This window comes from Pedobacter immunditicola, assembly GCF_037482985.1.
GTDB lineage: Bacteria > Bacteroidota > Bacteroidia > Sphingobacteriales > Sphingobacteriaceae > Pedobacter > Pedobacter immunditicola.
The window spans coordinates 146499-170049 of sequence record NZ_JBBHKC010000005.1 but is presented as its reverse complement, the minus strand read 5'-3'; the positions used below and the strand labels follow the sequence as shown (position 1 = coordinate 170049).

Annotated in this window: 23 protein-coding genes; 9 read left to right on the top strand and 14 right to left on the bottom strand. The window is 41.2% G+C overall.

The genetic code is table 11. The annotated features are described in order from the left end of the window. The first annotated feature begins 15 nt into the window (after window positions 1-15). Both WG905_RS10225 and WG905_RS10220 read left to right on the top strand, forming a co-directional pair. Window positions 16-816, top strand: coding sequence for a (Fe-S)-binding protein (locus WG905_RS10225; RefSeq protein ID WP_339591619.1), 801 nt, complete (start codon window positions 16-18; stop codon window positions 814-816). Beyond that, on the top strand, window positions 806-1663 hold the full coding sequence (locus WG905_RS10220) for an MBL fold metallo-hydrolase (protein WP_339591618.1): 858 nt from the start codon (window positions 806-808) through the stop codon (window positions 1661-1663). The genes WG905_RS10225 and WG905_RS10220 overlap by 11 nt, the downstream gene beginning before the upstream one ends. On the opposite strand, the gene WG905_RS10215 is transcribed toward WG905_RS10220, so the two are convergent. Further along, window positions 1572-2051 (bottom strand): hypothetical protein, encoded by a 480-nt coding sequence (locus WG905_RS10215; protein WP_339591617.1) that lies wholly within the window; start codon window positions 2049-2051, stop codon window positions 1572-1574. The genes WG905_RS10220 and WG905_RS10215 overlap by 92 nt on opposite strands. A 50-nt stretch (window positions 2052-2101) precedes the next feature. On the opposite strand from WG905_RS10215, the gene WG905_RS10210 reads away from it, so the two are divergent. Continuing rightward, window positions 2102-2581: an ABC transporter ATPase gene (locus WG905_RS10210; RefSeq protein ID WP_339591616.1), complete on the top strand. Its 480-nt coding sequence runs from the start codon at window positions 2102-2104 to the stop codon at window positions 2579-2581. 68 nt (window positions 2582-2649) lie between these two features. Here the strand turns inward: WG905_RS10210 and WG905_RS10205 are convergent, their stop codons facing one another. Further along, on the bottom strand, window positions 2650-3672 hold the full coding sequence (locus tag WG905_RS10205) for an isoaspartyl peptidase/L-asparaginase family protein (RefSeq protein ID WP_339591615.1): 1023 nt from the start codon (window positions 3670-3672) through the stop codon (window positions 2650-2652). Between the two features lie 51 nt (window positions 3673-3723). Next, window positions 3724-4446 (bottom strand): monofunctional biosynthetic peptidoglycan transglycosylase, encoded by a 723-nt coding sequence (gene mtgA / locus WG905_RS10200; protein WP_339591614.1) that lies wholly within the window; start codon window positions 4444-4446, stop codon window positions 3724-3726. A 156-nt stretch (window positions 4447-4602) separates the two neighbouring features. On the opposite strand from mtgA, the gene WG905_RS10195 reads away from it, so the two are divergent. Then, window positions 4603-4896: a PH domain-containing protein gene (locus tag WG905_RS10195; RefSeq protein WP_339591613.1), complete on the top strand. Its 294-nt coding sequence runs from the start codon at window positions 4603-4605 to the stop codon at window positions 4894-4896. A gap of 121 nt (window positions 4897-5017) precedes the next feature. On the opposite strand, the gene rplI is transcribed toward WG905_RS10195, so the two are convergent. From rplI to WG905_RS10175, 4 genes are all read right to left on the bottom strand, one after another. Beyond that, a complete protein-coding gene (gene rplI, locus WG905_RS10190; protein WP_339591612.1) occupies window positions 5018-5461 on the bottom strand; it encodes a 50S ribosomal protein L9 in 444 nt (147 codons plus the stop codon). 10 nt (window positions 5462-5471) lie between these two features. Further along, on the bottom strand, window positions 5472-5735 hold the full coding sequence (gene rpsR / locus WG905_RS10185) for a 30S ribosomal protein S18 (RefSeq protein ID WP_012780908.1): 264 nt from the start codon (window positions 5733-5735) through the stop codon (window positions 5472-5474). Next, entirely contained in the window at window positions 5735-6094 is a 360-nt protein-coding gene (gene rpsF, locus WG905_RS10180) for a 30S ribosomal protein S6 (RefSeq protein WP_339591611.1), read from the bottom strand. The genes rpsR and rpsF overlap by 1 nt, the downstream gene beginning before the upstream one ends. A gap of 94 nt (window positions 6095-6188) precedes the next feature. Beyond that, a complete protein-coding gene (locus tag WG905_RS10175; protein ID WP_339591610.1) occupies window positions 6189-7202 on the bottom strand; it encodes a hypothetical protein in 1014 nt (337 codons plus the stop codon). A gap of 354 nt (window positions 7203-7556) precedes the next feature. Here WG905_RS10175 and WG905_RS10170 point away from each other — a divergent pair, with 354 nt between their 5' ends. After that, on the top strand, window positions 7557-9440 hold the full coding sequence (locus WG905_RS10170; RefSeq protein WP_339591609.1) for a DNA polymerase III subunit gamma/tau: 1884 nt from the start codon (window positions 7557-7559) through the stop codon (window positions 9438-9440). Between the two features lie 2 nt (window positions 9441-9442). On the opposite strand, the gene WG905_RS10165 is transcribed toward WG905_RS10170, so the two are convergent. Continuing rightward, on the bottom strand, window positions 9443-9868 hold the full coding sequence (locus tag WG905_RS10165; protein WP_339591608.1) for a hypothetical protein: 426 nt from the start codon (window positions 9866-9868) through the stop codon (window positions 9443-9445). Between the two features lie 131 nt (window positions 9869-9999). Here WG905_RS10165 and WG905_RS10160 point away from each other — a divergent pair, with 131 nt between their 5' ends. From WG905_RS10160 to WG905_RS10150, 3 genes are all read left to right on the top strand, one after another. Then, window positions 10000-11238, top strand: coding sequence for an isocitrate dehydrogenase (NADP(+)) (locus WG905_RS10160; RefSeq protein ID WP_339591607.1), 1239 nt, complete (start codon window positions 10000-10002; stop codon window positions 11236-11238). Between the two features lie 206 nt (window positions 11239-11444). Beyond that, window positions 11445-12683, top strand: a complete 1239-nt coding sequence (locus WG905_RS10155) for a PQQ-dependent sugar dehydrogenase (RefSeq protein WP_339591606.1) — start codon at window positions 11445-11447, stop codon at window positions 12681-12683. 188 nt (window positions 12684-12871) lie between these two features. After that, the gene (locus tag WG905_RS10150; RefSeq protein WP_339591605.1) at window positions 12872-14935 is read left to right on the top strand and encodes a TonB-dependent receptor; all 2064 of its coding nucleotides are present in this window, start codon (window positions 12872-12874) and stop codon (window positions 14933-14935) included. 82 nt (window positions 14936-15017) lie between these two features. Here WG905_RS10150 and WG905_RS10145 read toward each other — a convergent pair whose 3' ends face one another. Continuing rightward, window positions 15018-15368 (bottom strand): single-stranded DNA-binding protein, encoded by a 351-nt coding sequence (locus WG905_RS10145; RefSeq protein ID WP_339591604.1) that lies wholly within the window; start codon window positions 15366-15368, stop codon window positions 15018-15020. A gap of 180 nt (window positions 15369-15548) precedes the next feature. On the opposite strand from WG905_RS10145, the gene WG905_RS10140 reads away from it, so the two are divergent. Further along, on the top strand, window positions 15549-15902 hold the full coding sequence (locus WG905_RS10140) for a hypothetical protein (protein WP_339591603.1): 354 nt from the start codon (window positions 15549-15551) through the stop codon (window positions 15900-15902). Here WG905_RS10140 and WG905_RS10135 read toward each other — a convergent pair. Genes WG905_RS10135 through WG905_RS10115 form a run of 5 tightly spaced genes read right to left on the bottom strand, consistent with a single transcriptional unit; the run spans window position 15899 to window position 23527 of the window. Further along, window positions 15899-17794: a TonB-dependent receptor plug domain-containing protein gene (locus tag WG905_RS10135; protein WP_339591602.1), complete on the bottom strand. Its 1896-nt coding sequence runs from the start codon at window positions 17792-17794 to the stop codon at window positions 15899-15901. The genes WG905_RS10140 and WG905_RS10135 overlap by 4 nt on opposite strands. 36 nt (window positions 17795-17830) lie before the next feature. After that, window positions 17831-19129: a M28 family metallopeptidase gene (locus tag WG905_RS10130; RefSeq protein WP_339591601.1), complete on the bottom strand. Its 1299-nt coding sequence runs from the start codon at window positions 19127-19129 to the stop codon at window positions 17831-17833. After that, the gene (locus tag WG905_RS10125; protein WP_339591600.1) at window positions 19126-21426 is read right to left on the bottom strand and encodes a GH92 family glycosyl hydrolase; all 2301 of its coding nucleotides are present in this window, start codon (window positions 21424-21426) and stop codon (window positions 19126-19128) included. The genes WG905_RS10130 and WG905_RS10125 overlap by 4 nt, the downstream gene beginning before the upstream one ends. Before the next feature lie 17 nt (window positions 21427-21443). Further along, window positions 21444-22703, bottom strand: coding sequence for an NAD(P)-binding domain-containing protein (locus WG905_RS10120; protein ID WP_339591599.1), 1260 nt, complete (start codon window positions 22701-22703; stop codon window positions 21444-21446). Between the two features lie 8 nt (window positions 22704-22711). Next, entirely contained in the window at window positions 22712-23527 is an 816-nt protein-coding gene (locus tag WG905_RS10115) for a glycoside hydrolase family 16 protein (protein WP_339591598.1), read from the bottom strand. Between the last annotated feature and the right edge of the window lie 24 nt (window positions 23528-23551).

The following is a 23551-nucleotide window of genomic DNA, read 5'->3' as shown; positions in this document are numbered from 1 at the left end:
AATTTGAGCTGAAAGATGAGCGAGCAATTAAATTTTGAAGTGCCTACAATGGCACAAATGGTAGCTAAAGGCGAAGTTCCGGAAATTCTTTTCTGGGTAGGCTGTGCCGGGAGCTATGATGAGCGTGCCCAAAAAATTACCCGCGATATATGTAAGATCCTGCATCATGTTGGTTTAAAATATGCTGTATTGGGTACTGAAGAAAGTTGCACTGGTGATCCTGCAAAACGCGCAGGGAATGAATTCCTGTTCCAGATGCAGGCCATGACCAATATTGAGATATTAAATGGTTATGACATCAAGAAAATCGTAACTGGCTGCCCTCATTGCTTCAACACCATCAAAAATGAATATCCCGGACTGGGTGGTAATTACGAGGTGATCCACCATAGTCAATTGATCCAGCAACTGATTGATGAGGGTAAATTGAAAACTGAAGGTGGTGAGAGTTTTAAAGGTAAAAAAATAACGTTCCATGACCCTTGTTACCTGGGCCGTGCAAATGGTGTATACGAGGCTCCCCGCCGCGCTTTGGAAGTTTTAGATGCAGAGTTGGTGGAAATGAAACGCTGCAAGTCAAATGGCTTATGCTGTGGTGCCGGTGGTGCACAAATGTTTAAGGAACCTGAAAAAGGAGCTAAAGACATCAATATCGAAAGAATTGAGGAAGCCCTACAAATTAACCCACAGATTGTTGCTGCTGCCTGTCCTTTTTGCATGACCATGCTAAGTGATGGCGTTAAAATGAGCGACAAGTCTGACGAGGTAAAGGTATTGGATATTGCGGAAATTACTGCCAGAGCAAATGGATTGTAATACACTATTTATCACCTCTTTGAATTCCGGAAGCAACGGAAATTGCTACTATGTCGGCAACAACGAAGAAGCGATTCTCATTGATGCCGGAATTTCCTGTAAAGAGACGGAGATCAGGATGAAAAGGCTTGGCCTTTCGATGTCTAAAGTGAAAGCATTGTTCATTTCTCATGAGCATTCTGATCACATCAGGGGTGTTTGCGTGATGGCAAGAAAATACAATATTCCCGTTTACGTTACGCCGGGGACATTGTTAAACTGCAAGTTCAGCAAAATAAAAACAGAGCAGATCCATCACCTCCGCAGCTTTGAAACCATCACCATTGGAAGTTTAAACATCACAGGTTTCCCTAAAGTACATGATGCCGCCGAACCACATAGTTTTATCATTGCCTGCGGTGACACCAAAGTTGGTGTCTTTACAGACCTTGGCATTGTATGTGAAGAACTGATCAAGCACTTTAAACAATGTGATGCCGCTTTCCTCGAAGCAAATTATGATGAAGACATGCTGCACAACGGTCGTTATCCTTATTATTTAAAGAGACGTATCAGCGGCGGACAAGGGCACCTTTCCAATAAACAGGCCCTGGATTTGTTTATGGAGCATAAGCCAGCTCATATGACGCACCTGCTGCTGTCACACCTTTCTAAAGACAACAATTCTCCAGAACTGGTGCAAAACCTGTTTGAAACGCATGCTGGCGACATTAAAATTATTGTGGCTTCCCGGTATATTGAAACTCCGGTGTTTTCTATTGGGCCGACTGCAATTTCAAATGTAATTGCCGAAACTTCTCAGTTAAATCTGCTAGATCAGCTGATCTTATATCCTTCAGCGGGATAGATAAATAGGTGGCCATACTGTCGATATCACCTTTATTGTCGTTAAAGGTTTGTACGATCACATCATCTTTTATGGTGTACAAAAATAACCGCCCTCTTTTGTTTGTTCCACTGTAATCCATCCTTTTAAACTTAACGGTATTGAAGGAAAAATAGTCAGTTTTTCCATCGGCATAATGACGTTTATACCTACAGAAACCACTGTTGGTAACCTGAAGTTCGTAACTTAAAATACCAGGTCCCTCCTGGCTGATATCGTAATGTTCCGTCAGCTTTTTCTCCAGATATAAGGCTTCATCAGCTAATATGTTAAAAGTACAGAAGGAGCATAAAACCAGTCCAAAAGCACCTATGGCACAATACTTTAAGCTTTTTGTAAACTTTTCCATTGCTTTACCATTTACCTACTATAATTTAAATAAAATGTTAAATTTGTAACATGAGTTTTTCTCCACATTCCAGAGTTTGGGTATACCAAAGCGACCGTGAATTCACGGAAAAAGAGGTTGAAGCAATTCAACAGCGACTAAATGTTTTTACGGAACAATGGAAAGCCCATGGGCATCAGTTGGACGCTAAAGCAGAAGTTATATACAATTTTTTCATTGTTATTACTGTTGATGAAGGGGCTGCAAATGTGACCGGATGTTCAATTGATTCTTCTATCCGGATCATTAGGGAAATTGAACAAGCCTTTCATGTGGATCTGTTGAACAGGTTCAATATGGGCTACAAAATAGATGATAAAGTGGTGGTTACGAACAAGGAAGACTTTGAAACCTTAATTAACATCAAAAAGATTGGCCCTAAAACCATCGTCTTCAACAACATGGTTCAAACCTTGGAAGAGTTTGAAAATAAGTGGGAAGTACCTTTCGAAAAAAGCTGGCATAATTCGGTATTCGCGCACTTGTTATAATTCAATCAACATATTTTGAAATGACCAGCCGGGAAATGTATTTCCCGGCTGGTCTTCTTCAGGATAGCTTATTTATAGATCAATACCTCGATTTTTCCATTTTCAGTTACAGTTCCTCTGTACATACCTTCCGTGTTGAAAGGCATGGTCACATTGCCCTTTTTATCCAAAGCGATTAGTCCTCCATTACCACCCATATCACCCACCTTTTCTATAGCAGCTTTGGCAGCCGCCGCCACAGTCATGTTTTTATATTCCATCATGGCCGAAATATCATAAGCCACTACGTTCCTGATGTAATATTCTCCCCAGCCAGTGCATGATATCCCTGCAGTTGCATTGTTGGCATAAGTACCCGCACCGATGATGGGCGCATCACCTACCCTGCCATACTTTTTATTCGTCATACCACCCGTGGATGTTCCTGCAGCAAGGTTACCCGATTGATCCAGCGCCACCGCGCCCACAGTGCCAAATTTATCATCATGATTCGCTGATCCTGCCTTCACCCCTTTACTCGCTCGATCGATGACTGCCTTAATGGAATCTTGCTTAATAGCTTGTTTTAATCCTTCCCAGCGCTCTTTGGTGTAAAAATAGGAGGGATCAACGATCTTTAGCCCTACTCTTCTGGCAAACATCTCTGCACCACGGCTCACCATCATCACATGCTCAGATTTTTCCATCACCGCCCGGGCGGCAGATATAGGGTTTTTTATCGTATATACCCCGGCAACTGACCCCGCCATTTTTGTTCTGCCATCCATAATAGCAGCATCCATTTCGTTTTTCCCTTCGTGGGTAAAAACAGACCCTTTTCCAGCATTAAATAACGGAGAATCTTCCAGGATATGAATGGTAGCTTCTACGGCATCTATACTTGTCTTGCCTGATTTCAAAGCCTTATACCCGGTTTGTAAGGCCATGGTAAGCACCTCTATATAGGCTTTCTCCATCTCCGGGGACATATTCTTCTTTAAGATCGTCCCAGCCCCACCATGAACGACCATCACATATTTCTCCTGCGCCTGTAGGCTCAGGGAAACCGATAACAACAGTAAAATCAAACAGTGGTTCAATAAGCGTTTCATGTTTATGTGGTTAAAAGACAGGTATGATAATTAGTATAAGATAGTGAAAAATTAGAAATCTAATGGCCCCAATCGTCTCATATTCTTCATAATTAAAGATTGCTTGTGTCTGATATATTTAGTCGGCTTTTCAGGGCTCCAGCGCAATGGATTAGGGAAACAGGCAGCAATGAGTGCGGCCTGGGCTCTGGTCAGGGATTTACATGATTTCCCATAATATTCCTGTGCCGCAGCTTCGGCCCCGTAAATTCCGTCACCCATTTCAATGACATTAAGGTAAACTTCAAGGATGCGTTCTTTGCTCCATAAAATCTCTATCAGTAGGGTAAAATAGGCTTCAAAGCCCTTTCGTAACCAGGAACGTCCTGGCCAAAGAAATACGTTTTTTGCTGTTTGCTGCGAGATGGTGCTGCCGCCCTTGATTTTTTTACCCTTGTTGTTACTATCATAGGCTTTTTCAATTGCTTTCAAATCAAAACCCATGTGCGTTAGAAACAACTGGTCTTCGGCTGATACAGCTGCCCTTTTCATGTTATCTGATATATTTTCAAAATCTACCCATTCCTTGTTGGTTTTAAACGGCCTGCCATCAGCCTTCCGCTCTAGGTTTCGCACAATCATCAAAAGCGTTATCGGCGGGTTTACAAAGCGGTATACTAATACCCATAATACACTGACCAATAAAAACCATATTAGAATTTTACTTAACAGGGAGCTTATTCTTTTCAGGAGCGGCTTGGATGTTTTCTTAGCTGAGCGTCTTATTTGTGCCATTGTGCTCAAAGGTAGTAAAAAGCTTACGCTGAAGATGGTTTCATTGGTATGTAGTTTGCTTTAATTGGAATGAAGCTGTCATAGCTTATAAATTCATATTTGTAAGCTGTAAGCTGATGATAGTGTCACTATCAATCTATTAAAATATATTTGTATATGAAATTTACAGCGTCAAGACTATCAGAAGGTAATAAGACTTTTCCTATGGAAATCCATTTGGAGGAAAATAACATCGAAATCAAGAAACCAGGTGTTTTTAGCGGGGAATCAAAATACTTAAACTATGAAGATATCACTGCGATTGAAGTGGATTCTCCCATGATTGGCTTCTCAACGATCAGGTTATTTTTAACCGGCAATAAAGTAGAGGTGCATGGCTTCTCTAAAAGCGATATTGAGGAAATCAGAAAACTAATCGACGAAGCGAGAAACAAAAAGAAAAGATCATAAGAAGATATGAAAGGCACTTTATGATGAATGAAAGCGAAGGCTATTAACCATGTAAAAATCGAAGACATAAAAAAAGCGCTCTGAGTCTCAGAACGCTTTTTTTATGTTTAGTAAGAATAGCTTATTCAGCTACTACTTCAAAAGGAACTTTAACTTTCACTTCTTTGTGTAAGTTTAAGTTAGCGATATATTCACCAACAAATTTAGGTTCAGTTTCGAAAGTAATACGGCGACGGTCAACATCAAAACCTTGTTGTTTCAATGCATCAGCAATCATAATAGTGTTTACTGCACCAAAAATCTTACCTGTCTCACCAGCTTTAGCACCGATAGATAACTTAACGTCTGTTAAACGCTCAGCAATACCTTCAGCATCTTTCTTAATTTTATCTTGTTTAAAAGCAGCTTGTTTTAAGTTTTCTGCCAATACTTTTTTAGCTGAAGGGGTAGCCAAAGCACCAAATCCCTGAGGGATAAGGTAATTACGACCATATCCTGGCTTTACATTCACGATATCATCTTTTTCCCCTAGGGATTTGATATCTTGTTTCAAAATAATTTCCATCTCTCAGCTCCTATTTTAATTGGTCAGCAACAAAAGGTAACAAACCAATGTGGCGGGCACGCTTTACAGCCTGAGCCACTTTACGTTGAAACTTCAATGAAGTACCGGTTAAACGGCGAGGTAAAATTTTACCTTGATCATTGATGAATTTCAATAAAAAGTTTGCGTCTTTATAATCAATATATTTAATACCATTTTTTCTGAAACGGCAATATTTCTTTCTGTTATCGTCCACTTTTGGAGCGGTAACATATTGTATTTGATCTTTAGCCATTATACTGAAGCCTCCTGTTTAGGTTTTTTGTTAAAAGCACCACTACGTTTCTTTTCATTGTAAGCAACCGCATGACGGTCTAATCTTACAGTAAGGAAACGTAGAACACGCTCATCACGCTTTAGTTCTAACTCCAACTTGTTAATTAATTCCCCAGAAGATTTGTACTCTGTAAGGTGGAAAAATCCGCTTGCTTTTTTTTCAATCGGATACGCTAATTTTCTCAAACCCCAATTGTCCTCTTGAACAATTTCGGCTCCGCTATCAGAAATGATTTTGCTAAATTTTGCGATTGCTTCTTTAGCTACTTCGTCTGATAACAACGGGGTAAGAACGATAACAGTTTCGTACTGATTCATTGTTATTTATTTAATTAATAATTCATTCCCATCATTTACTATGGGGTTGCAAATGTAACAAATAATATTTATTACTAAAAGGGGTAATTTGATATTAATCTTTATTAATCAAGAAATTAACGCCAAAGGTTAGTCTTTGTATGACAATGTTATATGCTAAGTACTGTGTAACTGCAGAAGGTAAATGATAACCTGCAGACAATTCCAACCGGTTGTTAAGAACTAAGCCTGCATTTACACGTGCCGAATAATTAAAATTAATCAACTCTACATGATCGTCCCCATTAATAATTATTACGTCACCATGATCATTTACAGTAGGGATATTTTTGCCTGTATTTTTACCATAATTAGATAAGTTTAAAGATAAACCAGCAGAGGCAAAAAATTTCAACTTATTGGTGTTATACAGATTGAAGATCATTTGCGGCGTTAATTGCGCCGTGTATTGATTAAAAACATGTTCAGCTTTAATAACTTCGCCATTTTTGCTCGAACCTATATCAACGGCATTAAACATTTCATATTTGCCCATTAAAAATGAAAGCTCTGCTCGGTAAATTATTTTTTTAATAGCTGGATTGGCAAACAGATCAATGCCAACAGCTAAAAAAGGCAAATAAGAAGTTTTATTTACGGCGCCGTCGCCTGCAAGTGCATTTTCACCGCTGTACTTTGCTTTACTGATATTTAGGCCTGCTCCTATAAAAAACCTTGTCGCAGCAAATTTCGATTGCACAATTTCCTGTTTGTTGATTGCAGCGGCAACCTTAGTAAGATCACTTTCCAAATAACGAATATCCATCCATTTGCCCTCATCTATTGCTTTATCCGGATTATTTCTTCTCTTAATATCTTGTAATTGCCTCACAAATTGGTTATCAGTTACAACAACTGGTCTGTTTCCATCTCTGATATATATATTTCTTTTTAACTCCTCAGGTGTTTTATTATACTTATCCAGAATATAAAATCTCTTCTTTAGTAAATCCTGATAAGCATATAATATTACATTTTCACCACTTTGTAATACCTTTAAAAAGACAGTATCCCTTCTTAATGAGGTATCTAATCCATGGTATGGATTAGTGTTATTTTCTTTGCTCATGCTGATATCAACAACAAACCGCTGATACGTCTCTAGTCCATCAATCCCAAAACCAAGACTACTGGTTAAATCATACTTTTTTGTTTCACTATCACTGGTCGGCTTGAATTTAAAATCCGAAGGGTTTAAGCTGCGTTCTTTGTAATCTATATAACCCTTAATGGTATTTCCCTGGGCGTTGATCATATACCCTGGTTGAAAATTAGATTGTGCAAAAGAAAGAAAGGGAACAAAGAAAACAAATAATGAAAGAAATTTTTTCATGAGAGGGTTAAAAATTTAAAGGCCAAAGATATTTTTATTTTTAACATAAAAACCCCCTCACTATATAAATATTTTATAATTTCGTATCGAATGGAAAATTTTATAGTATCGGCCCGTAAGTACCGCCCATCAACGTTTGATACCGTTGTAGGGCAAAATCATATTACCGGAACCTTAAAAAATGCTATCAAAAACAACCAGCTGGCGCAGGCATTTCTTTTTTGCGGTCCGCGTGGTGTTGGCAAAACCACTTGTGCACGTATTCTGGCAAAAACAATTAACTGTTACAACATTACTCCAGAACAGGAAGCCTGCGGTGTTTGTGATTCCTGTGTTTCTTTTCAAACTGGCCACTCTTTTAACTTTCATGAACTTGATGCGGCTTCAAACAACTCGGTAGATGACATCAGAAGTCTGATAGACCAAGTACGTATACCGCCACAAGCCGGAAAATACAAGATCTATATCATTGATGAGGTGCATATGCTATCTGCAAATGCCTTCAATGCTTTCCTGAAGACTTTAGAAGAGCCGCCTTCCTATGCCATTTTTATCTTAGCTACTACAGAAAAACATAAAATCCTGCCAACCATTTTATCGCGTTGCCAGATCTTTGATTTCAACAGGATACAGGTGGAAGACATCGCCTCACACCTAAATACCATTGCCCAGCGTGAAAACATCGCTGTCGAAGAAGATGGACTCCACATCATTGCGCAGAAAGCAGATGGTGGTTTAAGAGATGCATTGTCCATGTTTGACCAGATCGTAAGTTATACCAATAAAAACCTGACTTACAAATCGGTGATCGACAACCTCAACATCCTGGATTACGATTATTATTTCAAGTTAACCACCTATTTAACCACTGCAGATGTAAGCCAGGCTTTAGTGCTGTTTGATGAAATATTGAACAATGGTTTTGATGGCAATAATTTCATCAATGGCTTGGCAAGTCACCTGCGTAATTTATTAGTAGGCAAAGACCCGCAAACCATCAAGCTTTTAGAGGTGAGTGAGAATATCAAGCAAAAGTACCTGGAACAAAGCCAACGCACCTCTGTATCTTTCATATTAACGGCACTTAACCTTGCCAATCAATGTGACCTGATTTATAAAAACAGCAAGAATCAACGTTTGCAGGTAGAACTGGCTTTGATAAAGATGTGTCACATCCCATCGGTATTGCAACTTGCCCAATTACCCCATGCAAATGCCTTAACTGATACAGATCAGATTAAAAAAAAAACTGACAGCAAACCTGAACCTGCCGCAATAGCAACAGAAATACCGGTTCAAAAAGCTGCACAACCCATCATGGCTGCTCCTCCTGTTGCTTCAGTACCGTCTGCACAAACAACTTCACTTTCAACCCCCGTATTACCTCCAATTCCATTAGCACCTGGCGCCGCCGCAGAAAAACAAGTCATAGCACAACAGGCCCCAGCTCAACAGCGCAGCGCCGCACCAACAGGTAAAATTGTTTTGACACCACAAGCAGCCAATAGTGGAACTTCAACGCTGATTCCTTCACTTACAGCTTTGGAAAGTATGGCCTCGGGTGAGGTTGAAAATAAGGAGCCAAAATATATTGATGGAAATGACAAAGAGCCCTTCAGTTTTGAACAACTGGTAGAATTGTGGAATTTATATGCACACAAAGCCAAAGACGAAGGCAAAATCAACGTCTTCACCTTGTTGACCAGCAATGACCCTATTTTAGAAAATGAAGAAATTACCATCCTGATAGAAAATAAAATCCAGGAAAGTATACTTCAGGATGAACAGGTTTACTTTTTAAACTTCCTGCGGACACAGCTGAAAAATTTCAATTTAAACCTTGTGACCAGGAAAGTGGAACGGCAGTTAAAAAACAGGTTATACACCAGTAACGAAAAATATCAATACCTGGTGCAAAAGAACCCGCAGCTTGAAGAAATGCGTAAACTATTCAACCTGGATATCAACTCCTAAGCTCAGGGCATTGGTGGAGCATCATTAATAGGGTAACCTTCCTCATCAAGATCGGTCCTTTCATCTTCAGGCGTTTGAGCCAAATATTCATCCTCCGGGTTAAGTTCTACGATGTCTCCATCATCCACATGCATTCCCAGTTCCCCTAATTCGTTTTCTGCCTGTTCGTCTTTCCTTGCATATTCGTCGCCTATATAAGGATTCGCTTCATCATAGTCTGAGTTATCATCGCCACCGTTAGCAGCGGTTGTGTCATATGGCAAAGGATGGTCGTAATCTTTATCATCACTCCTGACATCAATTTCAAAACTATTTTTCTCTTTATCAAAAGAAAGGTTTTTGATATTCTGTGTTTCTCCTAAATCAGAATCGTGTATCTTATCATTCGATCCTTTTTTAGCTTGGCGGTTTTTGTCATCGGTGTTCATATCCTATAAGTTTTATCATCATAACGTTATGATAACTTTAATTGTTTCAGAATTTCGCAGAAGTCAAGGCTATAAACTCAAATTTTCTATATTTGTATTCTTATCTAATCAATTTAAATTGAATCCATAATATGTCTGTACAAAAAATTAAAGTAAGCCAGCCCGTTGTAGAGTTAGATGGTGACGAAATGACTCGTATCATTTGGAAATTCATCAAAGATAAATTGATCCTTCCTTATTTGGATCTTGATATTAAATACTATGATCTTGGTGTTGAATACCGCGATGAAACAAATGATCAGGTAACGATTGATGCAGCTGAAGCTATAAAAAAATATGGCGTAGGTATTAAATGCGCAACTATAACTCCTGACGAGCAGCGCGTTACAGAATTTAATTTAAAACAAATGTGGAGATCACCTAACGGAACCATCCGTAATATTCTTGATGGTACTGTTTTCCGTGAACCAATTGTAATGAGCAATGTTCCACGCTTAGTTCCAAACTGGACTGCCCCTATTTGCATTGGCCGTCATGCTTTTGGAGATCAATATCGTGCGACTGATTTAGTGACCAAAGGCAAAGGTAAGTTAACCTTAACTTTCACACCTGAAGATGGCAGTGAAGTACAATCGTTTGATGTTTACAATTTCAAAGGTGACGGTGTTGCTTTAGCAATGTACAACACTGACGAAAGTATCATAGGTTTTGCTAACGCTTGTTTCAACCAGGCTTTAAGTAAAAAATGGCCTTTATACTTATCCACAAAAAATACCATCTTAAAAAAATACGATGGACGTTTTAAAGATATCTTCGAAGAAATCTATCAGAAAGACTTTAAAGCTAAGTTTGATGAAGCTGGAATTACTTATGAGCACCGTTTAATCGATGACATGGTTGCTTCCGCCTTAAAATGGAATGGTAACTTTGTGTGGGCTTGTAAAAACTACGATGGCGACGTTCAGTCTGATACCGTAGCTCAAGGTTTTGGTTCTTTAGGTTTAATGACTTCTGTATTAATTACACCAGATGGAAAAACGATGGAAGCTGAAGCTGCCCATGGTACCGTTACCCGTCACTACCGTGAACACCAAGCTGGAAAACCAACATCTACCAACCCAATCGCATCTATCTTTGCATGGACAAGAGGTTTGGAATTCCGTGGCACACTAGATAACAACCAGGAATTAATTGACTTCTGTCATGCTTTAGAGCAGGTATGTATCGAAACTGTAGAAAGTGGTAAAATGACAAAAGATTTAGCAGTTTGTATCCATGGCAATAAAGTTGAACATGGTAAACATTACTTATATACTGAAGAATTCTTAGCTGCTATAGATGAGAATTTACAAGCTAAACTAGCTAAATAAAACTGATTACCTTCTTAAGGTAACTCTTATTATATTTTAAAAGCCGTTTCTGTTTTCAGCAGAAGCGGCTTTTTTTTGACTAAACATCTTTTTAAATTAATTGTTAGCATGTAAATAAATGAAACCATCATGGGCAAACACTCACAAATAGAAATGAATATTGCTCATGATAGCTTCATCACCTTTAAAAAACAAATTATATACTGATGAAAAAAGCAGCCCTTTTGACCGCCATTTTACCATTAATGATAGCATGTGGCTCCAACGACCAGCAGTCTGCGGGAAATTCAGACTCAGTTCAAGCTTCTTCTGCGCAGGACCTCGTCCTCCCCGCTCCTGATACCAATGCTACTAAATCGAAATTCAGTAAAGTCATCGGCTGGCCTGCAGGGAAAACCCCGGTAGCCCCGGCAGGATTTACAGTAACTAGGTTTGCTGAAAAAATTAAAAATCCAAGAAATATATACATCGCCCCAAATGGCGATGTCCTCGTCGCGCTTTCCAGCGCCAATACCATCCATTTATTCAGAGACACCAATGACGACGGCAAACCAGATGTCCAATCGGCATTTCTTACAGATCTAAATCAGCCTTATGGTGTGCTGATCATCGGCAGTTCATTTTTTGTGGCCAATACGGATGGGGTTTGGAGATTCCCCTATAATACCGGAGATACGAAGATCACCGGCAAGGGCACAAAAATTATTGACTTGCCTGCAGGTGGTTACAATAACCATTGGACCCGGAATTTAATCGCTAATGAAGCTAATTCTAAAATATATATCTCGGTAGGTTCGGGAAGCAATGTAGCAGAAAACGGGATCGAGAACGAGAAAAGAAGAGCTAATATATTAGAAATAAACCCTGATGGCACTGGTGAGAACATTTTTGCAAGTGGCCTGAGAAACCCGGTGGGTATGGCCTGGGCGCCGGGAACAAAAGCCTTGTGGACCGCCGTGAACGAAAGGGACGGATTAGGTGACGACCTGGTTCCAGACTACATTACCAGTGTTAAAAAAGGCGCTTTCTATGGCTGGCCTTATTCTTATTTCGGTCAGCATGAAGACCCACGGCTCAAAGGCCAACAGCCGGATTTGGTTAAAAAAGCAGTAGTGCCTGATATTGCTGTCGGAGCACATACGGCTACCTTAGGACTTACTTTTTATACAGACGATAAGTTTCCTGCTAAATACCAGGGTGGTGCCTTTATCGGCCAGCATGGTTCATGGAACCGATCTGCGCTTGTAGGGTATAAAGTAGCCTTTATTCCTTTTAAAGCGGGCGTTAAATCAGGCGAAATGGAGGATTTCCTGACCGGTTTTATTGCAGACCTTGATAAAGGTGAAGTTTACGGCCGCCCAGTGGGTGTTGCTGTAGCTCAAGACGGTGCTTTGCTGGTCGCCGACGATGTAAGTAACATCATCTGGAGGGTTGCCTCTAAATAATGAATGAACAAGCTTATGATAGCTTCAAACCTTTAAAAAACAAATTATTTACTGACGAAATAAGCATATATTCGACAACCGATATGAACCGGGCTTGCGAGTTCTTGATTACAATTAAATAACAATAATAACGGAGAAAAATATTGCTCTTGATCGCTTCCTACATAAAAAAGACAAATATATCCTTAATGAAACTACTTCTGATCCCAGTACTCTCTCTTTTATCTTTTGCGGGCATTGCCCAGATTAATCCTGATTCAAGTAAAAAACTAAAAGAAGTCATTATTCGGCCTTACTTTTCAGCACAACCCTTACTAAGATCAACAGGGGCCTTCGGCCTGATTGACAGCCTAACCCTTCAACAACAGTCAGGCATAAGCCTGGTGCCGGCGATGAACACCATTGCAGGGGTAAGAATGGAAGAAAGATCACCGGGAAGTTACCGCCTTTCCATACGTGGCAGTTTGCTGCGTTCTCCCTTTGGGATCAGGAATGTAAAAATATACCTTGATGAGTTCCCGCTAACAGATGCCGGTGGCGGCAGTTACCTCAATGCCCTCGATGTAAACAGCATTCAAAGTGTGCAAGTGCTCAAAGGCCCTCAAAGCAGTATTTTCGGTGCCAACTCCGGCGGCGTGGTACTAATCAACCCCGCGTCACTACCTGCCAGCGACAGCACCTTAATTAGCTTTAAAGCCCAGGGTGGTTCTTATGGTCTTTTTCAGGAGAATATTCAGCTTGGCAAGAAATGGAAAAATTACGAACTGAGCATTAGCCAGGCTTACCAGCGAAGCGATGGTTACCGGGAGCACAGTGGTATGGACCGAAATTATATCCAGGTGTTGCAACGATACAAATATACCCCCTCAGCAAACTTAAAAGCATTGTTGTTTTATTCGGACCTGCATTACAATACACCCGGTGGTTTAAATGCCGCCCAGTTTGCCGCAAACCCACAATTATCGAGGCCAGCCACGGCAGCGACCCCCAGCGCTATGGAACAAATGGCCGGTATTTACAGCAAAACAGGTTATGCCGGGCTCTCTAACGAGTGGCAAATCAGTCCGCAGTTTAAACACGTTGCCTCCCTGTTTACTTCTTATACGGATTTTAAAAATCCCTTTACCACCAATTACGAGCACCGCAAAGAATTCACCCTGGGCTTACGCACTTACCTGGAATATGAACGAAGGGCAAATGCGTTGGATATGAAGTTCAACGTCGGATTGGAAAGCATGCAAACTAGCACTGACTTTGATAATTTCGATAATAATTTTGGCACCCGCGGTGCCATCCAAGCTTCAGATAAGTTATGGGCGAAGTCAAACTTTGCCTTTGTACACCTTAACTTTGATTACCTCGATAAATGGCTGCTGGAAATCTCCGGAAGCGCCAATTTGTATGGTTACCGCTACCAAAGTTTCGCACCGGTGCAGGTGGCAAAAAAGACGAACAACTTCGATGTACAGTTCATGCCCAGGGTGGCACTTTCCTATTTGGCCAGTCGGCAGTTTTCGTTACATGCTTCCATCAGCAAGGGCTATTCCCCACCTACCCTTTCGGAAGTAAGGGCTTCAGACAATGTGATCAATGTAGACTTGCAACCTGAATATGGCTGGAACTATGAAACCGGCTTTAAATATGAAGCCTTGCAAAACAGGATCTTCATCGATGTGACCGGCTTTTATTACAATTTAAAAAGCGCCATTGTGAGGCGTTTAAATGCAAATGACACGGAATACTTCATTAATGCAGGCGGAACCAAACAATGGGGATTGGAAACCGCAGTATCGGCATGGCTAATTCCTGCCCGATCTTCAGGATTCGTTAGAGGCTTGCAACTAAGGAACGCCTATACGTTAAGCCATTTTGAGTTCAGTGATTATTTTGACAGGGAGGTAAATTACAACGGAAATGGTTTAACCGGCGTACCCAAAAACATCCTACTCAGCAGCGCTGATCTACAGTTTAAAAATGGATGGTACCTATTTGCCCAGCATAATTACACCGCAGAAATTCCACTCAATGATGCCAACACCGTCATCGCAGATTCATACCATTTAGTACAGGCAAAAATTGGCTGGAAGAATTTGAAAATAGCGAACTTTCCTGTTGAAGTTTATGTTGGCGCAGATAACCTGTTAGACAAAACCTATAGCCTGGGTAATGATTTAAACGCTTTTGGAGGCAGGTATTATAATGCTGCAGCCGGAAGGAACTTCTATGCTGGCCTGGCGCTTAAAATCAGGTAACAAAGTGTAAATATCAGGCTGCAGTTATTTTAATGAAATAAGTATTCAACCATTTCAATTGAAGCTGCAGCCTGGTATTGATCTAACACACCGGCACCGGCGCCGCCGTCATCATCTCTACGGTGTTGACCACTATTTCAGTAGTGAAACGTGGCTCTCCTTTTTTATCTTTATAACTCTGGGTGGTTAACCTGCCCTCTACACTAAAGCCTGTTCCTTTCTTCACCAGCCCTTCAATCAACTCCACTTTTTTATTCCAAAACGCAAGGTTTACCCATTGCGTTTGGGTGACCAACTCACCTGAACTATTCCTGTAAGATTCATTGACAGCAAGACTTACCCTTGCCAGTCTTTTTTGATTAGCGAAATCTACTATTACAGGATCTGTGCCTGCGAATCCGGTTAAACGTACACTGTTTTTCACGTTGCTCATAAAATAAATTTTAAGTGAAGAAATAAAATCAGCGGTCTTTGCTAGCTGCTGACAGAACAAAGATGATCATGAAATCTAGCCTTACCGTATAGTAAACGTTTACATACGTATTTAAATGTTTATTACCACTTTATCATTTAAGTAACATAGCTTTAATTAAAGATAGACAAAAGCTATATTATGGAAAAGTTATGCAGGGAATGCAATACGCCTGTGAAAGGCAGGGCAGATAAAAAGTTTTGTGATGACCAATGTAGAAGCAGCTTTTATAACCGTACCAAAACACAGGAAATTAGTGTAACTAAGAATGTAAACCTGATTTTAAAGAAAAACCGGCAAATACTGGCTGATTTTAACCCGGATGGAAAAACAAGGATCAATAGAAACAAATTGATCGCTGCCGGTTTAAATTTACAGTTCCATACCCAGACTCACCTCACCAGGAAGGGCCATACCTATATATTCTGTTATGAATATGGTTACCTTGATTTAGGTGGTGATGAATTCCTGCTCGTCAAAAAGGGGATCGTTTAAATCGCTGTTTTTATCCCTAAAGTAAACCATGACCCAGGCATGGGCACTGCACCTGCTTCAATATATTGAACATCAAAAATATTGGCCGCATCTACATAAATACTGTATTTCGGTTGCTTAAAGGCAAGCCTGGCATCTAATACGGTATATGACTTATAATTAATCCTTTCCTGGTAACGTGCGGCTAACGTTAAGGCCAGTAATTCAGAAAATTCCGCATTGACGGTACCACTCAATTGATTCCTCAAACTTTCAAGCGCATAACGTGAAAGGATAGCTGAAGATAGTGTCGTTTTAAAGCTTGGGTCTAGATGGGTATAGGATGCACCTAACCTCAGGCTTGTAAAAAGGGTCGATGCCGTCTGTACCTTGTAGTCCGCGCTGATCGTAAATCCCTGGGTATTCACCTGGCTAAAGTTCTCCGGTTTCCAGGGTTCTGCCTGTATTGCCTTCACCCAGTCAATGAAATTGTTAATCCTTCTTGAAAAATAACTCGCATTGAACACCAGCCGCTCATTGTTAAATTTCAATCCACCTTCCGCATAAGTGGAGGTTTCCGGCCGCAGCCTGTCATTTCCAATATTGGTAGGGCCTTTATAATAGAGATCGGTGAAAGTCGGCAACCTTTGGCCTGTTCCCAGGTTGGCGAACACCCGCCAGTTTTCGTAAAAGTTATAGCCTACATCCATACCCGGGAAAGCATGCCAGCCATAATCAGAATTGTAATTGGCATAGGCCCCAAGGTTGATCAGTACCCGGTCAATGGGTGCAAATTTATATTCGCCGAAAACCCCCGCATTGCGGCGATCACGTTTACCCAGGTTGGTGCTGTTCATCTGTTCAGTCCTTCCTTCTAAGCCAATACCAAAGGTCCCTATCTTTGTCTGGATGGTATTGTTCAGTTCCACATCAAAAACATTGGTTTGATGGTGGTTGTGAAATTTATCCGGACTTTGTTTAATATACAGGTAATCGTCGACATTATGGCGGTAACTGATTCTCGGTTTAAAGGTCCAGTTCTCCCTTAGCTTCGTTGAATAAGTGGCCGCCGCCAATAGCGTTTTAACGGTTTCTTCACTATTGATATCACCCGGAGCAGAATAATAGGCATTCGCCCCAAAATTATTGTGCGTATAACCCGACATGATATCCAGCTGATCACGCTTCCCTACAGGCAATTGCCCCTGGTAAAAAATCTTCTGGTTGTTAAATGCGGTATTAAATCGATAGCCATTTCCCGCTTCCTGTGCTACCGACAAGGAATGATATCCCCCTTTATGTACTAAATTCCCCCTCGCCTGGATGCCATAGTTGGCATAGGTATTACCGGAAACTTCATCCTTGCTGAAACTGCTCCCCGCAAACAAATTAGCAGTAACACCTGTTTTCTGTGCAGTTTTGGTAACAATATTAATCGCTCCTGTTAAAGCATTGATACCATATATCCGGGAAGCGGAACCACGGATCACTTCAATGTGATCAATATCAGCTAGTGTCACCGGCAGGTTCATCATATTATGGCCCGTTTGCGGGTCTGAAACCTTCATCCCGTTGAGCAGTACCAAAGTCTGATCAAAAGTGCCACCATCGATACTGATGTCTGCCTGCGCGCCACCAGGCCCACGCTGACGAACGTCTATCCCCGATACATAACTTAACAACTCACTCACTGACCTCACAGGCAAAGTCTTGATCTTTTCCTGGTCGATGATCCAGATGTTACGGTTTTGCTGGGAAAAAGGAAGCTGTATCCTGTTTTCCTGTACCATAACCTCATTCAGGATATTAACTGTATCGCTTTTTGATGAAGGCATGGGTTGGTTTTGGGCAGAAGCAGCATTGAAAAAGCCCATGAATACGATACCAGAGATAACAAATTTATTGCAGACCATTGTTTTAATTTCTGGGAGCCAAATATAGGACCTTTACTAGAACCCACTATCAAAAAACTTTACCATCAGCTCGAAATAAGGCTCAAATTTCGTAAAAGGCAATGTTTCTGCCTTATCATAAATGTCATGATAGGCTTGTATACCACCTTGTGTATAGATAAAAAAGGAAGGCACTCCCTGTGCATAAAAAAGGCAGTGGTCGCTGTTACAAGCTTCTCCTCTGATATCCACCTTTGGAAGCAATTGATGTTGCTGGTTCAGCTGTTGCAACAGATCAAACTGAGCCTTAAACTTTGTACCATTCACCACTTTAATACCTTCATCCCCTGTACCTGCCAGGTCAAAATTGACCAGAAATCTGATCTTACTTAAATCGATCAACGGCTGTTGTATAAAGGCTTTTGAACCAAGCAGGCCAATTTCTTCGCCTGAAAATGCAAGGAAAACCATATTGCATTTTGGAGGATGTGCTGCATAATACTGCGCCAGGCTAAGCAACATGGCAACACCACTGGCATTATCATTTGCTCCAGGGAAATACGTTTTTGAACCTAATAACCCCAGGTGATCATAATGTGCCGTGAGCACTAACGTAGAATCTGAAGCAGCTGTTCCCTTAACCATAGCTGCTACATTCCTGGTGTGGTAAGCAGGATCAAATTTCACTTCTATATCCAGCGATATGCTTTTGATAGCGGCAGGATCGAGACCTTTTTTATTGATGGTGATCACCGGCCTGATACTTTGAAAAGGAAGGGTAGTCCAGGTTAGCTTTTCCTCAGAAAATAACAGGAGACCTTTGAAACTAAGTTCCACACTGTTCCTCAAAGCAGCGATATGTGCAGCAATGATCTCTTTTTCCGCCTTACCCTCATTTTCAGCCGGCCTGTTATCCAGTAGGATAAAAGATTCCCTGGCCAACTGTGCCAGCGACTTAAGTTTTTCAAGACTATTGATATCACGCCGCTTTACAGCGATCACTTTAAAATTGCCTTTAACTGCAGGACTCGCAGCATCAACCAGATAGTCAACCGCCGTTTGGAGTAATTGGCCATTTAGTTTAACTGTTACCTTACCTGGAAAGGTGTTAACCGGCAAATTAAAATCCTGATAGTAGGAGCCCTTATTGATAGGAAGCAAACCTGCCGTTTCAAATTCTTTAGCGATAAATGCAGCGGCAAGCTGATCACCGTTCTCTACATAACCCCGTCCCTTCAAAGCCGGGGAAGCCAATGTTTCCACCACTTTTTTGGCATAGTCCAGCTGCTGCGAAAAGGCAGCATTTGCCCATAACAACCAAAGAAACAAGAACCAACCTATTTTACCTGACTTCATTTCGGTTGTTTTTTATTCGGTCTGGCTGTCATCACAAACTGCAACTCGCCACCATTAGTAATCTCCTCGTGGGTAATGTATTTGCGGTCCAGTACCTTTCCATTCAGGATGACTTTATCCACATACACATTTTTATCACCCTGATTTTTAGCTTTCACCGAAAACTTTTTACCGTTATCGAGGTTAATGGTGGCACTCACCACCGCCGGACTACCCAATTCATAATGCAGAGAACCTGGGGCCATCGGATAAAAACCTAAAGAGCTGAATATATACCAGGCACTCATCTGTCCGCAGTCATCATTCCCACCCAATCCATCAGCCGTTGGACGGTACATTTTCTTTAAGATCATGCGCACCCTTTCCTGTGTTTTCCATGGGGTATTGGTATAATTATAGAGATACGCTGCATGGTGGGCTGGTTCATTGCCGTGAACATAATTCCCGATAATACCCTCACGGGTTATATCTTCTGTTTCTGCGAAGAATTCATCTGGCAGGTGCATGGTAAATAAAGAATCCAGGTGTTTAGAAAAACGGTCCTTACCACCCCTGGTCGCAATCATCTCTGTAGGATTATGAGGCACATATAAGCTGTAATTCCAGGTATTACCTTCAATAAAACCTTGTCCATGTGTGCTTAACAAATCAAAATCTTTCCTGAAGCTGCCATCTTTCAACCTTGGGCGCATAAAGCCTGACTGGGCATCATAAACATTTTTCCAGTTCTCTGCACGCTTTGAAAATTCTTCATAAACAGCTGTATTGCCCAGTTTTTTTGCCAATTGAGCAATGCACCAATCGTCGTAAGCATATTCAAGGGTATTTGAAACCGAAGTGCCATTAGATTCCGAAGAAATATAGCCTTTATCCATATATTCTCCTATGCCTTCATAATTCCGGTGTTTGGCCGTAGCCACACAAGCCTCCAGTGCAGCATTGGCATCACCCTTATAATTGCCTTTTATGATGGCATCAGCGATGACAGAAACACTGTGGTAACCACTCATGCACCAATTGTCATTGGCATAATGCGACCAGATAGGCAGCATTTTTAAAGCACTTTGGTCATAATGAGCCATCATAGAGGATACCATATCCGCATTCCGCTGCGGTTGTACGATATTAAATAGCGGATGCAAAGCACGGTAAGTGTCCCATAAAGAAAAAGTGGTGTAGTTCTCAAAACCTTCAGCTTTATGCGTATCCTGATCCAGGCCTTTATATTCCTTATTGACATCATTGTATAGTGTCGGGTTAATGAAGGTATGATACATGGCGGTGTAGAAATTCACTTTATCATCCTCATTCAAGGTATTCACCTCAATTTTCTTGAGTTCTTTATTCCAGGCCTGCTGTCCATCACGTTTCACCTTTTCAAAATCCCAGCCAGGGATCTCCGTCTGCAGGTTTTGCAATGCATTTCGCTGACTCACAGAAGATAGTGCAAACTTGACCTTCACTTGCTCCCCCTCTTTGGTGTTGAAGTCAAAATAAGCTTTTAACTTACGACCAGCCATATCAGGGAAGTTTTTGCTTTGATCAAACTTACGCCAGAAACCTTTGTAAACTTGCTGAGTATCGAAGTTCTTCTGCCCGTAATTGGTAAAGGGCTTGGAGAAGGTCATTGCAAAATAAACTGTCCGCGTACGGGCCCAGCCTGACGTCTGGCGGTAACCAGTGACCAAGGTGTCATTAACAACCCGGAGGAAAGTCCATACATTTTTATCATCATAATTATAAATGCCACTCATTAAGTCAAGGATAATATGCGACTCGTCTGATTTAGGAAAAGTGTATTGGTGGAAACCTACCCTCGGACTGGTGGTCAGTTCGGCAGTGATGTGATGATCATCTAGTTTTACCTTATAGTAATTGGCCTCAACCACTTCATTAGCATGTGAGAAAGCGGAACGAAAGCCATCCTCCGGCCGATCAGCTGTTCCCGGGTTGAGCTGTAGTTTACCGGTAGTCGGCATAATCAGGAAATCACCTAAATCAGAGTGACCTGTACCGCTAAAATGTGTATGACTAAAACCAACTATGGTCTTATCCGTGTATTGATAACCGGCACAATACTTATACATATCCTTGTTGTATTTGCCATTGACTTCATAAGATAAAGTATCCGTATCCGGGCTTAATTGTACAGCACCAAAAGGCACTGTTGCTCCCGGAAAAGTATGGCCCATTTTTTCCGTTCCTATAATGGGTTTTACGTATTGATAAGGTTGCTTTTGTGCCTGTGCCGAATAAGCAATGAAAAGGCCGAAAACACCTGTTATAAGTTTCTTCATTCGTATTTGTTTATATGCTATTCCATTCCTAACCTTCTGATCATTTCCGTGCTTTGTTGACGCCCATGTTCCAGCCTACCGTCAAAAAACAGCTTCACCTGTTCAAAATGTTGTTTATAACCTTCCATATCCCCGTAACCAATAATGGATGACCATTCCCTCACTGCAGAATGGAACTCCAAATCATCACCACGGATTTTTTTGTCGTACAAAGCCGTCTCAATGGATTCTTCCAATAGTTCTTCATTTCGGAAAAGATATTCAACGATACCAAGCCTTAATTTAAAAGGTGGTGTCTGACAAATCAAATTGTCATATGGATTTACGCCCAGTCTAAACCAGGAGTCTGCCATACTCAATAAACTGAGGTGGGAATTAGGTTTGCGGTCGGCGGCATGGCCTGAAAGAGAAAACTCCTTCATCACTTTATCATCCAGCAACAGTGGTTTTTGTTCTTCATGAAAGATAAAATCCCTGGCTTTATAAATCCTGGATTTGAAGGAAGCATCCTCTTCCATGATCATCAACTTAAACAATTCAGACTCCGACTGCGCGTAGCTTCTGATCTGCTGGCGTGCGTAGGGGTTTAAAATTGCCAGTCCGCCGTAAATATGTGCTTTATAACTAAAGATCCTGAGCGTGGTTAAGATCTTCACATTATCAATTCCACCAAGATAAGCGGCATTTTCCCATGGAAAAAAGCCCGCCTCTTTCCATGCGGTGCCCATGCTTTCAAAACCAACATGAGTAGCAGCCTGGGTGTCAGCAACAATTTTATCATGTTCATGATAATCAGACATTTCCACCATGTCAGAACCTAAGGTGGATAAAACATCAGTCATTCGCTGGTAGGCCTCCTTTGTGGTGCGATGTGGGATCACGATCAACTTTTGCCCCGCAGGATCAAATGCAGGGCCATGTAAAGAATGGCAGGTAATGATGTTCACATCTTTGGGCAGGTGCTTTTCAAAAGCAGCAATCTCAGGATGTTTGATAGAGGTTTGGCCAGCTACGATGGCGCCATACTTTGTGGAATGCCCATACATGGCCAGCACCTGGTCAATCTTTTCAGCTTCCACGGCGTAAAAAACAACATCACCACGGCGGGAAACGGCATTACCGTCCTCGAGTACCTCGATACCCAAAGGCGACAGTTCTTCAATTAATTTTTCTTTGAATTGTGGCAGGTCTGAACCGAAAACAGTATAGCCGGCTTTTGCAAAGCAGCGGGCATACATTTTCCCCATATCACCTAATCCAATAATTCCGATGTTCATATTTTAACTTATTTATCAATCATTTTATAGTAGCGCACATAATCAATCACAAATTGCTGCGGAAAGATAGTGTTATCTATTCCTTTTGCCCCACCCCAATTGCCGCCGACGGCTAAATTAAGTAATATGTGGAAACGTTTATCAAAAGGCCAGGTTTTATACCCGGTTCCTTCATTGATAAATTCAAAAACTTTTACGTCGTCGAAATAACCCCTTACGGCATAAGGTGTCCAGTCTACACGGTACTTATGAAATTCCGTACTCGCTGTAGGAATAATTTTGGTGCTTGTTTTCTGGGTGTTTATTTGATGGTAATAGGCCTCCGTATGGGTGCTGAAATGAACGTTGTTCTGATCAAAACCTACGTGTTCCATGATATCTATCTCGCCGGATTTCGGCCATCCGCCATAAAAAGAATCTGTCGGCAACATCCAGACGGCGGGCCAGGTACCCCTGCCTGTTGGCAGCTTGGCACTCACCTCAATTCTTCCGTAAAGTACGTCCAGCTTATTTTTAGTGACCAAACGGGCAGATGAATAACCCATGCCCTTAATGGGTTCCTTAACGGCTGTAATATACAGCTTACCATTGGCTACACTGGCGTTCCTGATAGAGTTGGTATAAAACTGCAATTCGTTATTCCCCCACCCCGAGCCACCGATATCATAACCCCATTTTTTTTCGGAAGGCAAACCCCTATAATCAAATTCATCACTCCAGGAGGGCTTGTTTTCAAATGCCCATTTTTTGTCGGCAGGCGATTGTGCGAAGGACTTGATGCTCAGCAGCAGCACCAGGACGAAGAAGTTGGCTTTTTGTATCATCGCTAAAAAAGATTAAACCCGGTT